The organism is Aneurinibacillus sp. REN35 (assembly GCF_041379945.2).
Lineage (GTDB): Bacteria > Bacillota > Bacilli > Aneurinibacillales > Aneurinibacillaceae > Aneurinibacillus.
Window position 1 is genome coordinate 61,486 of record NZ_JBFTXJ020000013.1, and the last position, 13,938, is coordinate 75,423.

Below are 13,938 nucleotides of genomic sequence, written 5' to 3' on the forward strand. Positions count from 1 at the left end.
TTTACCCCCCATTTACGGTATGTGTGTCACCAAGCCTTTGAATTTCTTGGAGAATGAGCTCGATGTCTTCGATTGTCGTTCTTGGATTCAACAGTGTGAATTTCAAGTATGCAAGCCCATCTATACTTGTTCTTGCGATGATGGCCACGCCGCTTTGAAGCAGAGCTTGATAAATCTGACGGTTTACCTGATTTCCGTCTACGCCACGACCCGAAGCCGGTTCATAGCGGAAGACAACCGCATTCAGTTCAGGATGAGCATGGGGCATATACAAGTTTTTCATCTCTGCTATTTTCTTCGCCGTCTCTTGCGCAAGCTGTATCGTATAGTCGATCATCTCACCAAACCGCTTCACTCCGACCACTCTTAGTGAAACGACAAGCTTTAGCGCATCAAAACGCCGCGTCGTCTGTGTCGATTTATTCACCAAATTTAGCGTACCCGCTTCTTCATCCTCAACCGGATTCAAGTAATTAGCGTGATGGCTGAGAAAACGAAAACTCGTCCTATCCTTGACCAGAAAGGCACCACAACTGATTGGTTGATAGAAAAGCTTATGAAAATCAACCGTCACCGAATCGGCCAACTCAATGCCGGAGAGCTTCTTTCGAAAGCGCTGGCTCAGCACCAACGCTCCTCCGTAGGCGGCATCCACATGCAGCCAGAGATTGTGCCGAGCAGAGATTTGAGCTAACTCCCGCATAGGATCAATACTGCCAAAATCTGTTGTGCCGCATGTAGCTACCATCGCAAACGGTATCAGCTGCTTTTGCTGCATCTGCCTAATCTTCTCCTCAGCGTCTCGAATGCATAGACGGCGGTTCTGATCGGTTTTGATCACGACGACAGCCTTCTCGCCTAACCCGAGCTGGGACGCCGATTTTTTCACTGTAAAATGGGCATCTTCCGAGCATAGAATCCGTAAGCGTCCTGCTTCTTGCGGCAGTCCATTCTGCTGCACATCCCAGTCCCAGTGCCGTTTGCAGAAAGCATCACGCGCGAGAAGCAGACCCGTATAATTCGACTGCGTTCCTCCGCTAGTGAATGTCCCATCCGCCTCTTGCGAAAATCCGAACTGTGCGCAAAGCCAGCGAATCAACTCTGCTTCTATGTAAGTAGCTGCCGCACTCTGGTCCCATGAATCCATGGATTGATTCAATGCACTGATAACCGCTTCAGCAGCAAGCGCGGGAATGAGCGGGGGGCAATGAAGGTGCGCAATACTTCTTGGATGCGTGACATGTATGCTATCGCGAAGAAGAGCGGAAGGAAGTTCACTCACTACAACCCCAAGGTCTTCCCCATCCTCTGAAGCAAGCGCCAGCTTCTTCATGGCGCGTTCAATCTCCTTTGGTGCTTTGCCGCTATAAGGCACTTCGTTATCGCTATAGAACGTGGCAAGCATCTCTTTAACCATATCCATCGCTTGCCTGTATGCTCGCTGTCCCTCTTCTCCTTCATTCAGGAAGAGGGACTCGACTCCATCCGGTTTTGCTATACGGGCTATCGTTTCTATAGAGCTTGGATTCACTGCAATCTCACCTCATGTCGGATTGCTTCTTGAGTAGCCTCTGCAAAAATCGCCACTACTTCATCCATCTGCTCTTCTGTAATAACGAGCGGCGGCAGGAAACGTACAACACTGCCATGTCTTCCGCCCACTTCAAGAATAAGCCCTCGATCGAAGCACTCTCGCTGAATGCGACTTGCAAGGAGCGGATGTGCCGGATGACTGCCGTTTGGAGCTGCTTGCTGCGCCGAATCTACGATCTCAACTCCGACCATTAATCCTCGACCTCTTACATCACCGATCTGAGGTACCTTTTGCTGAAGCTCTTGCAGGGAGTGGGTCAACTTCTCGCCCATACGCGCTGCATGAGCGGCAAGATTTTGTTCCTTGATAAATTTCAATGTCGCCGTCCCTGCCGCCATAGCCATCTGATTTCCACGGAACGTTCCAATATGGGCGCCCGGCGACCATTGATCCAGATCTTTATCGTAAATGACAACCGATAGTGGCAGACTGCCACCGATTGCTTTGGAAAGAACGATCACATCCGGTATGATGCCAGCATGCTCAAAGGCAAATAATTTTCCTGTGCGTCCGATACCGGTCTGCACTTCGTCAATGATGAGAGGAATATTGCGCTCTTTTGTTATCCGCCGCATTTCCCGAATCCATTCCAGCGGTGCAGGAATAGATCCCCCTTCGCCTTGCACCACCTCAAAAATCATCCCAGCCGGTGGAAGCACACCGCTTTCTGGATCATCCAGCAGATTTTCGATGTAGCTGCTGCTAATACGATGACTCGCTTCTCCGCCTACACCAAATGGGCAGCGATATGTATACGGATAAGGCAAGAAGTGAACATCCGGCATAAGTCCTTGTACTTTTTCTTTTGGCCCTAGCGTACCGCTGAGCGACATCGTACCGTGTGTAGCTCCATGATACCCGCCTTGAAAGGAGAGGATGCTGCGCTTTCCTGTCGCTGTCTTTACCAGTTTAATCGCAGCTTCGATTGCATCACCGCCTGTAGGCCCACAAAATTGAATTTTTGCACGCTTGACAAATTCCTCAGGTAAGCTGGCAAATACCTCATTAACAAACTCCTCTTTTATCGGCGTTGTTAAATCGAGTGTATGCAGTGGACGCTTATCCCGAATTACCTGCTCCATGGCTTCGACAACGACCGGATGATTATGCCCCAGAGCCAGTGTCCCCGCTCCGGCGAGACAATCATAATACTGCTTCCCATCAACATCCTGAACGAAAATACCCTCCGCCTTGTCTATGGCGATTGGAATTCTTCTCGGGTAGGAGCGGGCATTCGACTCACGTTGTTCCTGCTGTTCGAGAAGCATTTTATTTCTTGAAACCTGTTGGATTGTCATGGCTAACTCCCTCTCTAACTGAAAATATTTTTCAATTGCATCTGCCCCAAGGTTAAGTGATAAAGATTATCATTGTCAAATATATTTGAGAGTTGTTATCAATTATGCTTCTTTCTTCACACTTTTTAGGTAAAATGATTGAACTTCTATAAATGACATAGCGTGTGATTAAATACGCAATGGGATCTATAAAACGACATATAGGAGGATAAATTCACCACATCAATTCTCCTGCCAAAAAAATAAAAGAGCGGAAGCGAGTTCTTTTATCGAACTCGCTTCCGCTCTTCGTTATATATCTATACCCAGCCAAAATAACGAACCGTTTGCGCGACAATAAAGCATACACCGATTGCGATCGAGAGCGGCAAAAGTACGGAAACAACTGTCCACTTTGCGCTTTTCGTCTCCTTAGCAATCGTATAAATCGTTGTACCGCATGGATAATGGAGAAGCGAAAACAGCATCATATTCAGCGCGGTCAGCCACGTCCAGCCATGCGTCAGAAAGAGCTGCTTCAGTGCATTCATATCATCAAGCTCAATCATCGCACCGGATGCCATATACCCCATAATCAGAATCGGGACAACAATCTCATTTGCCGGAAGCCCCAGCAGAAATGCCATCAGAATATAGCCATCAAGCCCAATCGCATGAGCAAACGGATCAAACCAGCTTGCAACATGGGCAAGCACGCTCTTGTCTCCAACAATAATGTTGGCAAGCACCCAGGTAATTACTCCGGCTGGCGCTGCCGTAATAACCGCACGTTTAAGCACAAACAATGTTTTATCATACACAGATCGAACGATTGTACGGCCAAGCTGCGGCGCACGGTACGGCGGAAGCTCCAGCGTGAAGTGGGAAGGAACGCCGCGCAGCATCGTCTTCGATAGCGTCCATGAGACAAATAGCGTCATCATAATACCGAAGAGAACCATGCCGACAACAATCAATGCCGCAACGGTTACGCTTGCGCCCATTCCTACGGCTCCTGCCATAAACAAAGACGATAAGAGAATAAGCGTCGGCCATCGACCGTTGCATGGAACAAAATTATTCGTCAGAATAGCAATCATGCGTTCACGAGGCGACTCGATAATGCGGCAAGAGATAATGCCTGCTGCATTACAGCCAAATCCCATTGCCATCGTCAACGATTGTTTCCCGTGTCCACCGGCCTTCTTGAACAGCCGATCCAAGTTAAATGCCACACGCGGCAAATAACCAAAGTCCTCCAACAGCGCAAAAAGAGGAAAGAAGATCGCCATTGGCGGCAGCATTACTGAAATGACCCAACCTACGCCCCGAAATAAACCGAGTACAAGTACGCCATGCAGCCATGCCGGAGATCCTGCCCACATGAACAAGGCAGTCAACTTGCCCTCAAGCCAGCCAAATCCGTCTGCCAGAAGGCTTGAGGGAACATTAGCTCCAGCAATAGTAACCCAGAATACCGCACCTAATAAAGCCAGCATAATGGGAAATCCAAGATAGCGAGACGTCAGAATGGAATCGAGCCGCCCCTCCCAATCACTCTTTTTATCCTCAGAACGGCTTGTAACCTCATCGGCAATTGCCTGTGAATGCTGATAAATTTTTTCTACAATCCCATCACGGACTGGTTCCGTCTGCTCTCTTTGCACTTGAGATGCAATCGCCTGGAGACGATAGATATCGTTTTTTTCTATGCTTGCGGCCATGAGGGTGATACCTCCCTGCTTACCGGATGTTCTGGCAATGCAGCATCAGTCATATATCTCTCAATATCTTGCAGGAGGGTCGTATCTCCATCAAGCATTCGAAGCGCTACCCAGCGCGGCTTTAGCAACCCTTTGAGCAGGGGAGCCAGCTTGACTTCTAGCTCACAAATGGCCTGCTCAACCTCCTCACTATAGTGAAGAAGAAGCGGAGAGGGCCGGATGGCTCCTGTCACGACATTGAACAGTTGATCCTTCAGCTCTTGCAGTCCTTGTTTCTGGCGGGCGGCTGTCGCTACAACCGGCACACCTAATTTTTTGGAAAGACCTTCTATATCTACCTGTACGCCTTTCCGTTTCGCTTCATCCATCAAATTCACGCACAGCACAACCTGATCGGTAATCTCCATCACCTGAAGCGCAAGATTTAAATTCCGCTCTAATGCGGTCGCATCAACTACGACAAGCGTCACATCCGGTCGACCGAAACAGATGAAATCTCGGGCCACCTGCTCATCAACCGAATTGGGCAAAAGGGAATACGTACCAGGCAAATCGACGAGAAGAAAGGATTGATTGTTATGGGTAAACGAGCCTTGCGCGTTTCCAACCGTCTTGCCAGGCCAGTTGCCTGTATGTTGGTTAAGCCCTGTCAGTGCGTTGAACACTGTGCTTTTTCCCGTATTCGGATTTCCCGCAAGCGCAATCACTTTCTGATCCGCTTCAGCTGTAATGCCGAATGCTCTGTGCAGAAGTTCCATTCTTTTCTCTACGGACAAGCTATTCATCGATCTCACTCCTTATTTGCCAAGCGTCTCTACCAGAATCTGCTTTGCATCTTCCTTTCGCAGCCCTATTGTTGTACCACGTACCCTGTAGGCCGTCGGATCTCCAATCGGACTGCGCCGCACGACTTCCACTATCGTCTGCGGCACCATTCCCAAATCCAGCAAACGCCGTCGAACTAATCCTTCAGCCTGAAGCGATACTACCCTTGCACGGCTGCCAGGTACAAGCTCTGATAAAGGAATCGCTGCTGTTTTTTTCTCAGCCATCTGCTCACCTCGGAACCCCTATTTATAATTAGCCAAGCGCTACATAATTTACCCAACGCAACTTTCAACGTAAAAAAACATCACTTTCCTTATATAAATTATTTTGCATAGAGGCAAAAAACGCAAGAAGTTTTTTCTTTGGTATATTCTTACTCTATTTTTTCTCCGCGCAATTTGTGCTATCTTGTTAAGTGAAAATCTATATTTTCTTTAGCCAGGAGGCTCCAATGAATGAGAAGCAGACCGAATATAAGCCGCTTCATGAACAAGAAGCCATCCTTGTAACGGATGTCTATACCATCAATGTTGTACACGCTATCGAAAACCTGGAGACGATATGGCGCAAGCGTTTAGAAGACGGATTGGTTCGACTCGATTTTGCAGTCGAAATCGGCAAAAAGCTTCGGGCCAAATTGCAGCTACAGTTGTATGACTTCCTCCGTGACCATCCGGTACCCAAAAAATACGAAGGAAAAACATTGCTCGCCTTTTCTTATGAAATGCCCGAATGGGCTATACTCGAAGTGCTTCGTTTATATAAACAGGCAGACAGCATACGAGATTCTATCGTTAGATATAACGATTTGATGGATGAATATGAAGCGATTTTTTATGAACAATTCGAATACCAATTTCTTGAGAATGAGCTGCCAACCGAAGAGAGTGAACTTGCAGACACGCTATCTGAGTACCGTAACCGCCTGCAAGCATTGTATGAGAAGTCGGCTCGCTTTCGTGACAAACAAGCATACAGCCGGATGTACAGTGAACGTTCGTCATCTTCTCACGTCTCCGCGTCAGACCCCGTCCATGCGCAAGGGCTGCACCAATTGCTTGGAATTGATGAGAGTGCTTCCGGTGACGAAGTAAAGCAGCAGTACCGCCACCTGATGAAGATACTTCATCCGGACCATGGCGGCAGCGCCTATTTATTCAACCTTGTAAAACAAGCGTACGAAGCCGAAAAATAAAAGGGCTACAGCACTCTAGCTTAGCCCCCTTATCTATCACCATTACCTTCGGATAATCAGCCCCTTTACATAACATTCGTCTCGTAAGCATCTCTCTTCCGCAAATCCACATTTTCTGTACAGCCGAATGGCTCCCTTTTTAACTTTCTCGTAATTTATTTTTCTTATAAACACGCTACACTAGAATAGAGTTTACATATGAGGAGGGCTATCGGTGGAAAGCCATTCGGCCAAAATTTTAATTATAGAGGATGAGAGTTCAATCCGCCGCTTTATTACGATCAATCTATTACGTGAGAATTTCTGCGTTATCGAAGCTGAAAATGGTGAAGAAGGGTTACAAAAAGTGATGCAGGAGCGTCCGGACTTAGCTGTGCTTGATGTCATGCTTCCAGGCATAGATGGATATGAAGTATGTCGGAGAATGCGAGAAGACTTTCCGGAAATCGCTGTGATCATGCTGACAGCTCGCGGTCAAGATATGGATAAGTTAATGGGACTTGAGCTAGGTGCGGATGATTATATCATTAAGCCCTTCAATCCGCTCGAATTATCGGCTCGAATCCGTGCCGTTCTAAGACGGATGCATTTTCGTCCAACTGCTGCGAAGAAGGAGCATGAACTGCAATCCGGCCCTTTCCGCTTGGATTCACAAGCACATCGCCTATTCAAAAACAACCGTGAGATTGATCTGACACCGCGCGAATACGATTTATTTATTACTTTTATGCAGAATATTGATAAAGCATTAACAAGGGATGAAATTCTGGACTTAACTTGGGGAGAAGATTTCATTGGCGATCCCAAAACGGTGGACGTTCATATCAGGCGTCTCCGCGAGAAGGTCGAAGAGCACCCTTCTAAGCCCGTGCATATTGAAACCATTTGGGGATATGGATATTGCTTCCGAAGAGGTGCAGACGTTGTACGGAATTAAAAAACGGCTCGTAGGCAGCTATCTTATCATCATCGTAATTACTGTGCTTCTTTTTGAATTGTGCATGCTGATCGCCGTCCAGCAGTATTATATTGGTCATATTCGCGACACGCTGCAGAATAAAGCGGAGGCCTCTGCTTCTTTTTATAACCAGTATTTATCGGAACATAGCTTGCAGGAGCAAGCCAACCATCTCGTTAATAGTTTTGCGGAAACAACAAGTGCACAAGTACAGATTATCGGGGTTACTGGTATCGTGTTAGGTGACTCTACAGGCATGACTTACGGAAAAACCATTACAAAGCCGGATGTGCGAGCCGCGCTCGACGGAACGTTTGGTGAATGGCGGGGAACTATGCCTGACACCGGAGAGCGGGTACTTTCCGTATCCGTGCCATTACAGAATACCGGAAATACAATCGGAGTTCTGCGCTTAACAACCTCACTTGTCGAAACATATGCAATCATCCAAAGGATTACATGGCTACTCGCCTTTACCGGTATTACCATTATTACAATCTCCATTGTGATCAGCCTCTTTCTCTCTGCTTCGATTACAAGACCCATTAAGGAATTGATTAAAGGAGCCGAAGAGATGGCAGCAGGAAAGTTCACCGTGCGCATTCCAAAGCAGCAAGATGATGAATTAGGGAAATTGATTGATACCATGCATTATATGGCCGCAGAAATTACCCGACATGAACAGCTAAAAACCGCATTCATCGCCTCCATATCCCATGAATTGCGTACTCCGCTCACTTCTATTAAGGGATGGGTTATTACGCTCCTATCAGATCCTGAGCAGCGCAATCCATTAGTGCAAGAAGGACTTGAGATTATTGATACAGAAACAGAACGACTGACACTGCTTGTAGAAGACCTATTGGACTTCTCAAGACTGGCAGAAGGAAAAACTACTCTTTATGTTACATCCATTCAAGTAGCTGAATGGGTGCAACAGGTTATCAAGCTACTTGCGCCGAGGGCAGAGCGGCAGAGTGTTACTTTTCTTGTCGACGTCGCCCCCGATCTCCCTATCATCGCCGGCGATGTAAACCGTTTAAAGCAGGTGCTGCTCAATCTAGTAGATAATGCCTTGAAATTTACACCTTCCGGCGGTGAGATCACCATTTGCGCACAGGCAGTGGAGAAGCAGATACAGGTCAGCGTAAAAGATAACGGGACGGGCATTGCAGAAGAAAAACTGCCCCATATCAAAAAGCGATTTTATCAAGCGAGTGAATCTGTGCCTGGAAACGGATTGGGTCTTGCCATCTGTGATGAGATTATGATGCTGCATGGCGGAAAAATCGAGATTCACAGCAGACTTGGAGACGGAACCCAGGTCGATCTCTTCTTCCCGCTTACCCATCCGCCGCGAAAGGAGGAACAAATCATTTGACTAAAGAGATACGCACGCACATCCCTGTACTACTCATCTGTATGTTCGTGCTGGGGGGATGCAGTCTGCTGCCCTCCCCTGCCAGCACCATTACCGCCCCACAACCAGCAGCAGCCCAATCGGTCGGCACAACCAGCACCGCTAATTTTATTCAGACGTTCCTTCCCCCCGGTTCCAAGCTTCTAGCTCCAGACCGGCCAAAGGGCATTCCTGCGATTCAAAAGGTCGATATAAATGGGGATGGTGCAGACGAAGTACTTGTGACATATCGTACCAACGGGAAGGAACAGAATCCTTCCATCATGCTGCTGCAAAAGCAACACGATAGCTGGAAAACCATATGGACCTATAAAGGGCAGGGCTATGATATTGATACCATGCGCCTCACCGATCTGACAGGGGATGGGAAGATTGAATTGCTTGTCGGTTGGAAAATGGGTATCTCTGCCGGAAGCGGCCTTGATATTTTTACGTGGGATGAACAGATGATACGCAAGCTTGATAGTAAAGGCTACCATGAGCTTGAGCTTATACGGTATAATGCCGACATACTGCTTGCAATCTGGCAAAAAGATACGGGGGAAGCATATATGATCGATGTATTACAGTGGAAGGAGGGTAGGCTCAGTTCAGCGCCGGAAGCGTATCCGACTTACTTCACCAAAGTCATGACTTATTATGAGCAAAAAATAAAGGAAAGACCCGATGCCGCATACTATTGGTACTACTTAGCGGATGCACAGCAAAAAGCACAGAAGCCAGAGCAGGCACTGCAATCGGCGGAAAAAGGACTTTCCCTACTACACAAGGACGCATATCCTTCCCCGATGCAATTCAAAGAAATCATTGCAAAAGCCATGAAGGATTTAGGGATGAACACAGCAAATAAACAAAAGACACTGTAATTTTTCGGTAACTATTTTTTTACTCTCTGTTAAATACTTTCTTCTTTGTATCTTTTATACTTCGCTATATAATGAAAATTTCATGGAAAGAGGTCGAATCCCTTTATGAAACGTCCGTTACTCTCCCTAATGGCAACCGCCGTGCTGCTTTCACCTGCTGTCACAATGCTCGATTCCAAAGCAATGGCAGCCGCTAGCAGCAGTACTGTGGCATCCAAGCAGACAGAGAAATCTGTAAAACAGCGACTGCTCCAAGAGCGTATTCAACTGCTAGAGAAAGCCATAGGTTCCTCCATCACCAAGAAAGCAAACGGAATGAGTCCGACAAAACGGCTTGCTTATCTTGAATCGATCTTAGCGCCTGCTGTGCCTGAGAAGGCTGCAGATATCTGGGCAAAGGGGCTCAAACTCAGAAACGGTGCACTGCAATATGCCGTCCTCTCTCCTCAACTTAAGAAAAGCCGTCTGTCTGAATTTGAAAAGCAGAACTGGATTACAGGTGTTTCTAGTCCATGGATTGAGGCCTATCAAATTATCAAAACAAAAAAGGTAAATGCAACGACCTTCACTTATGACATCCGCTTTACACTGGCTACATCCACAGGCACAGCCGGCTCTGAAGACTTCAGGCTTACTGTGCAGCAGTACAAAAAGAATTGGTATGTCTCGCAAATTAGCTTGGTTACAAAAAACACCGTTCCCGCAATAAAACCTCTGGATGTAAAATCAGCGGCGCTGCTTGCAGCCCAGGCAACCATTCAGTACTGGTATGTAGCATCAGGCGGCAGCGGAAACGAAAAACTAAAAACATTTACCGTGAACGGCTTAGAATACCGCTATATGAGCAGCGATTTGGATACGAAAAAAGAATTCATCAATTATCTGCGCAAAACATATACTGCCGAGGCAATCGCTACCTACATGAAACAAGCAAAAATTATCGAGCACAACGGTCGATTGGCACAGCCAAACGCGGATGGTGGCAGCTTGCTGCAATGGGATAAGGCGCAGGCAACTCTTATCCGCTATGCAAATGGTATCGCTGAATACGAACTAAAAGTCCCGTATGGAGAAGAAGGAGCGATTGAGTTTGATATTTGCCGTATTCAATTGAAGTATGAAAAAGACGGCTGGAAGGTCAACACACCGCCCGGGGCTCGCGGATAAAAATGACGGCAGGTTCAAGCACACCCACAGATAACGACTGCAGCTGTCTTGAACCTGCTCGCTTTTCCATGATACCTAAAAAAGTTATACCATATCTCGTCTTTTGAATTCTTGAAGCCCAAGTAAAATAACAACAGAAAAAATGACAAGCGCTCCGCCATACAGTAACGTACCCTTCTTAAACTCTTCCATCGCAGGCCCAAAGTATACCATAACCGGATAAGTCCATGGATCGTACATCCAAAAGCGCTCAGAATTGGCGACAAAAATCGTCGGGGCAGCAAGTCCGGTACCTAACGCGAGCGGAATCCCGACATGCGAGAAACGAAAGCTAAGCACGAACTGTATCGCCACAACTGGCAGCACGGCGATAAAAGCAAGCCCTCCCCTGCTTACAAGCAGCGCATACGGCGGCTCACCTTCCACACCAATCACCATTCCCCCAACTAACGTGCTCATGCTCAGCACAAATAAGTTGATTAACACTACAATACAGGCCATAATCAGCTTCGCGCTGTATACTTGTGTACGCGATACCGGAAGCGCAAGGAGTTGCTTCCATCCATTCTGGTTGTGTTCGATACGTGCCATTAATGCAATAAGTACCGTGATAACTAAGGGCAGCAGAAGAGACGGATACATAATGATACATTGTTCATATAAAATCTCCCACTCCGTCCGGGTGCTCTTGGCAAACATCGTATCCCGATAACGTACAAAGTTAATGATCCCTTGAAACACTAAAAATAGCGGGACAAGCACTGCAATCCAGTAAATTCCCGAACGGCGCAGCTTGCTGTATTCCGCCATAAGCAATCGATTCATCCTTTATCCTCCTTACAGAACATCCCGTCTTTGAAATTCAAACAAACCGATGATGAGCGCGAGCGGCCCAATAATAAGCCCACTCCATACCGGACGATTATTCGCTATATCTTCAAGCGGTGTCGCATATAGAATCGTCGCATGCGGAAAAAAACTAAACACCTCCGATTGAGCAAAAAACATGACACAAACACTGAGTGTTACACCGATCGCAATCGGCAGGATCACATTCTTGCAGCGTGAACTTAGCCAATGCTGAATACTTACGATGCCAAGCGCTCCAAGTGCCTGATACAGCGCGTATTTTCCATATAACTCGATATCAAATGGTGCAGACACCCCGGCAAGCTTACCTACCGCAAACAATCCGACTATAAGAATTGCAATTGCACTATACACAAGCAAGACGATAAGAAGCCACTTGGAGAGATAGACGTTTTGACGTGTTACAGGCAAACTCAATAGGTGCTTCCAGGCATTCTCACTAAACTCTCTATAATGGACAATGCCCGCAATAAGCGTAATACCAATTGGCATAAACAAAGCCCATATGTACATAACTTCATATAGAATCATGTGCCAAGGACCAAGTCCAACACGCTGGTTTTTTGCAAGAAGATAGTCATATCGGAACCATACGTCAAAAAAGATAAGGGCTGCAACAACCATCGGACCGCCAATAACAAGCCATCCCATTATCTCGCCTTTTTGTTTGTATAGCTCTGTGGCGAAGACGGACGTTCCCTTCATACGCTTTGTGCCCCCTTCGTTAACTCTAGGAAGATCTGCTCAAGCGTTTTGCGCTCTTCACTAATATGCGATACATCATATCCACTCATAATGAGCTGCCTATTTATCTCCGCTGCGCGGCTTTTATCGGTGTCAATATACAAAGCCTGCTCTCTCTTCTCAACACGATAGCCTACATTGAACAGCAGTCTGGCCGCTTCATCCACTCTAGATGTCTCAATTCTAAGCTTTGCTTCATGCTGCGCCCACAGCTCTGCCAGCTCCCCTTCGAACAACAATCGACCTTTATGGATAATGCCTACCCGGTCAGCAATCAGTTCAACTTCCCGTAAAATATGACTAGATACGAGCACCGTCATGCCCATTTGCTCAGGAAGGCTGACAATTAAATCCCGAATCTCCTGAATTCCCGCAGGATCAAGGCCGTTTGTCGGCTCATCAAGTATGAGAAGCTCAGGATTGCCAAGCAAGGCCTGGGCGATACCGAGCCGCTGCTTCATACCTAGGGAGTATGTTTTAACCTTTTTATGCTTCCACTCTGTTAAACGCACGATCGAAAGGACTCTATCAACGTGTTGTCGCTCGATACCTAGCAGCTTACGCGTGATCTCTACGTTTTCATATCCTGTCAAATGTCCATAATAAGAAGGGGATTCGACTAAGGAGCCCACTTTTTTAGCAATGTCAATCCGATTTCGTATCAGCTCCTTACCAAATATCCTCACCTCACCATGCGTTGGACGAATCAAGCCCAGCAGCATGCGGATCGTCGTTGTTTTCCCTGCACCATTCGGTCCTAAGAACCCGTATACTTCACCTTTTTTCACTTGTAGTGACAGCGACTCAACGGGCATAAAATCTTTGAATTTCTTGGTTAGCTTTTCAGTTTCAATTACCAATGAAGACATCTTTATTCTCCTATCTATACTGATTTATCTTCAGTGTAGACATTTATCCTTAATCCACGATTGTGTCCTCCTTAATTCCAGCTTAATTCTGCCTGCTTTTACTGCAAGCATTCCGAATGTATAATAGAAGAAGAAAAAAACACATCAGGAAACGAGGGATATGATGATGACGGAAGAGCAAATGAAGATGTTTAAACAAATGTTCGAAAACGCACTGCAACTGCCGGAAAAGGAACAAATGGTACTATTTGAGGCGATGTCTAAAAATGCCGCAGAATTCCTTGCGAACAACAAAGACTTTCATGTTACGCCTGAGATGATGGAGATGTACAGCCGACTCTCACCACAGATGCAGGAGATGGTCAAAGCGTTCATCGCCCCATACATGAATAAGTAAACAACAAAAGAGCCGCCGGGTTTTCATTC

14 protein-coding genes are annotated in these 13,938 nt (G+C 46.7%); 6 read left to right on the forward strand and 8 right to left on the reverse strand.

What is annotated here, in order from left to right; genetic code table 11:
* Position 1: 1 nt before the first annotated feature.
* The 5 genes from AB3351_RS19170 to AB3351_RS19190 form a co-directional block, all read right to left on the reverse strand.
* Complete coding sequence (locus AB3351_RS19170) at positions 2–1,531, reverse strand: pyridoxal phosphate-dependent decarboxylase family protein (RefSeq protein WP_371148768.1); 1,530 nt, start codon at positions 1,529–1,531, stop codon at positions 2–4.
* The gene (locus AB3351_RS19175) at positions 1,528–2,892 is read right to left on the reverse strand and encodes an aspartate aminotransferase family protein (protein WP_371148769.1); all 1,365 of its coding nucleotides are present in this window, start codon (positions 2,890–2,892) and stop codon (positions 1,528–1,530) included. The genes AB3351_RS19170 and AB3351_RS19175 overlap by 4 nt, the downstream gene beginning before the upstream one ends.
* A gap of 299 nt (positions 2,893–3,191) precedes the next feature.
* A complete protein-coding gene (locus tag AB3351_RS19180; protein WP_371148770.1) occupies positions 3,192–4,595 on the reverse strand; it encodes a nucleoside recognition domain-containing protein in 1,404 nt (467 codons plus the stop codon).
* Complete coding sequence (locus tag AB3351_RS19185; RefSeq protein WP_371148771.1) at positions 4,580–5,380, reverse strand: FeoB small GTPase domain-containing protein; 801 nt, start codon at positions 5,378–5,380, stop codon at positions 4,580–4,582. The genes AB3351_RS19180 and AB3351_RS19185 overlap by 16 nt, the downstream gene beginning before the upstream one ends.
* A gap of 12 nt (positions 5,381–5,392) precedes the next feature.
* On the reverse strand, positions 5,393–5,647 hold the full coding sequence (locus AB3351_RS19190; RefSeq protein WP_371148772.1) for a FeoA family protein: 255 nt from the start codon (positions 5,645–5,647) through the stop codon (positions 5,393–5,395).
* A gap of 227 nt (positions 5,648–5,874) precedes the next feature.
* Here AB3351_RS19190 and AB3351_RS19195 point away from each other — a divergent pair, with 227 nt between their 5' ends.
* From AB3351_RS19195 to AB3351_RS19215, 5 genes are all read left to right on the forward strand, one after another.
* Positions 5,875–6,618, forward strand: coding sequence for a DnaJ domain-containing protein (locus AB3351_RS19195; protein WP_371148773.1), 744 nt, complete (start codon positions 5,875–5,877; stop codon positions 6,616–6,618).
* 214 nt (positions 6,619–6,832) lie between these two features.
* Complete coding sequence (locus AB3351_RS19200) at positions 6,833–7,555, forward strand: response regulator transcription factor (RefSeq protein WP_371148774.1); 723 nt, start codon at positions 6,833–6,835, stop codon at positions 7,553–7,555.
* Entirely contained in the window at positions 7,542–8,957 is a 1,416-nt protein-coding gene (locus AB3351_RS19205; protein ID WP_371148775.1) for a sensor histidine kinase, read from the forward strand. The genes AB3351_RS19200 and AB3351_RS19205 overlap by 14 nt, the downstream gene beginning before the upstream one ends.
* On the forward strand, positions 8,954–9,862 hold the full coding sequence (locus AB3351_RS19210; RefSeq protein ID WP_371148776.1) for a hypothetical protein: 909 nt from the start codon (positions 8,954–8,956) through the stop codon (positions 9,860–9,862). The genes AB3351_RS19205 and AB3351_RS19210 overlap by 4 nt, the downstream gene beginning before the upstream one ends.
* A 105-nt stretch (positions 9,863–9,967) precedes the next feature.
* Positions 9,968–11,029 carry a DL-endopeptidase inhibitor IseA family protein gene (locus AB3351_RS19215; protein WP_371148777.1) on the forward strand — a complete coding sequence of 354 codons (1,062 nt, stop codon included), beginning with the start codon at positions 9,968–9,970 and terminating at the stop codon, positions 11,027–11,029.
* 84 nt (positions 11,030–11,113) lie between these two features.
* Here AB3351_RS19215 and AB3351_RS19220 read toward each other — a convergent pair whose 3' ends face one another.
* From AB3351_RS19220 to AB3351_RS19230, 3 genes are read right to left on the reverse strand one after another with little or no spacing between them, the layout of a single operon-like run.
* Positions 11,114–11,854, reverse strand: a complete 741-nt coding sequence (locus AB3351_RS19220) for an ABC transporter permease (RefSeq protein WP_371148778.1) — start codon at positions 11,852–11,854, stop codon at positions 11,114–11,116.
* A 12-nt stretch (positions 11,855–11,866) separates the two neighbouring features.
* Entirely contained in the window at positions 11,867–12,604 is a 738-nt protein-coding gene (locus tag AB3351_RS19225; protein ID WP_371148779.1) for an ABC transporter permease, read from the reverse strand.
* Positions 12,601–13,512, reverse strand: coding sequence for an ABC transporter ATP-binding protein (locus AB3351_RS19230; RefSeq protein ID WP_371148780.1), 912 nt, complete (start codon positions 13,510–13,512; stop codon positions 12,601–12,603). The genes AB3351_RS19225 and AB3351_RS19230 overlap by 4 nt, the downstream gene beginning before the upstream one ends.
* A gap of 160 nt (positions 13,513–13,672) precedes the next feature.
* Between AB3351_RS19230 and AB3351_RS19235 the strand changes: the two genes are divergently transcribed.
* Positions 13,673–13,909: a hypothetical protein gene (locus AB3351_RS19235; RefSeq protein WP_371148781.1), complete on the forward strand. Its 237-nt coding sequence runs from the start codon at positions 13,673–13,675 to the stop codon at positions 13,907–13,909.
* Positions 13,910–13,938: the final 29 nt, after the last annotated feature.

What these genes read in the sequence shown, in the direction of transcription:
- AB3351_RS19235 (WP_371148781.1), top strand. Translation starts at nt 13,673, where the DNA reads ATGATGATGACGGAAGAGCAAATGAAGATGTTTAAACAAATGTTCGAA.
- AB3351_RS19190 (WP_371148772.1), bottom strand. Translation starts at nt 5,647, where the DNA reads ATGGCTGAGAAAAAAACAGCAGCGATTCCTTTATCAGAGCTTGTACCT.
- AB3351_RS19180 (WP_371148770.1), bottom strand. Translation starts at nt 4,595, where the DNA reads ATGGCCGCAAGCATAGAAAAAAACGATATCTATCGTCTCCAGGCGATT.
- AB3351_RS19215 (WP_371148777.1), top strand. Translation starts at nt 9,968, where the DNA reads ATGAAACGTCCGTTACTCTCCCTAATGGCAACCGCCGTGCTGCTTTCA.
- AB3351_RS19220 (WP_371148778.1), bottom strand. Translation starts at nt 11,854, where the DNA reads ATGAATCGATTGCTTATGGCGGAATACAGCAAGCTGCGCCGTTCGGGA.
- AB3351_RS19175 (WP_371148769.1), bottom strand. Translation starts at nt 2,892, where the DNA reads ATGACAATCCAACAGGTTTCAAGAAATAAAATGCTTCTCGAACAGCAG.
- AB3351_RS19230 (WP_371148780.1), bottom strand. Translation starts at nt 13,512, where the DNA reads ATGTCTTCATTGGTAATTGAAACTGAAAAGCTAACCAAGAAATTCAAA.
- AB3351_RS19225 (WP_371148779.1), bottom strand. Translation starts at nt 12,604, where the DNA reads ATGAAGGGAACGTCCGTCTTCGCCACAGAGCTATACAAACAAAAAGGC.
- AB3351_RS19195 (WP_371148773.1), top strand. Translation starts at nt 5,875, where the DNA reads ATGAATGAGAAGCAGACCGAATATAAGCCGCTTCATGAACAAGAAGCC.
- AB3351_RS19185 (WP_371148771.1), bottom strand. Translation starts at nt 5,380, where the DNA reads ATGAATAGCTTGTCCGTAGAGAAAAGAATGGAACTTCTGCACAGAGCA.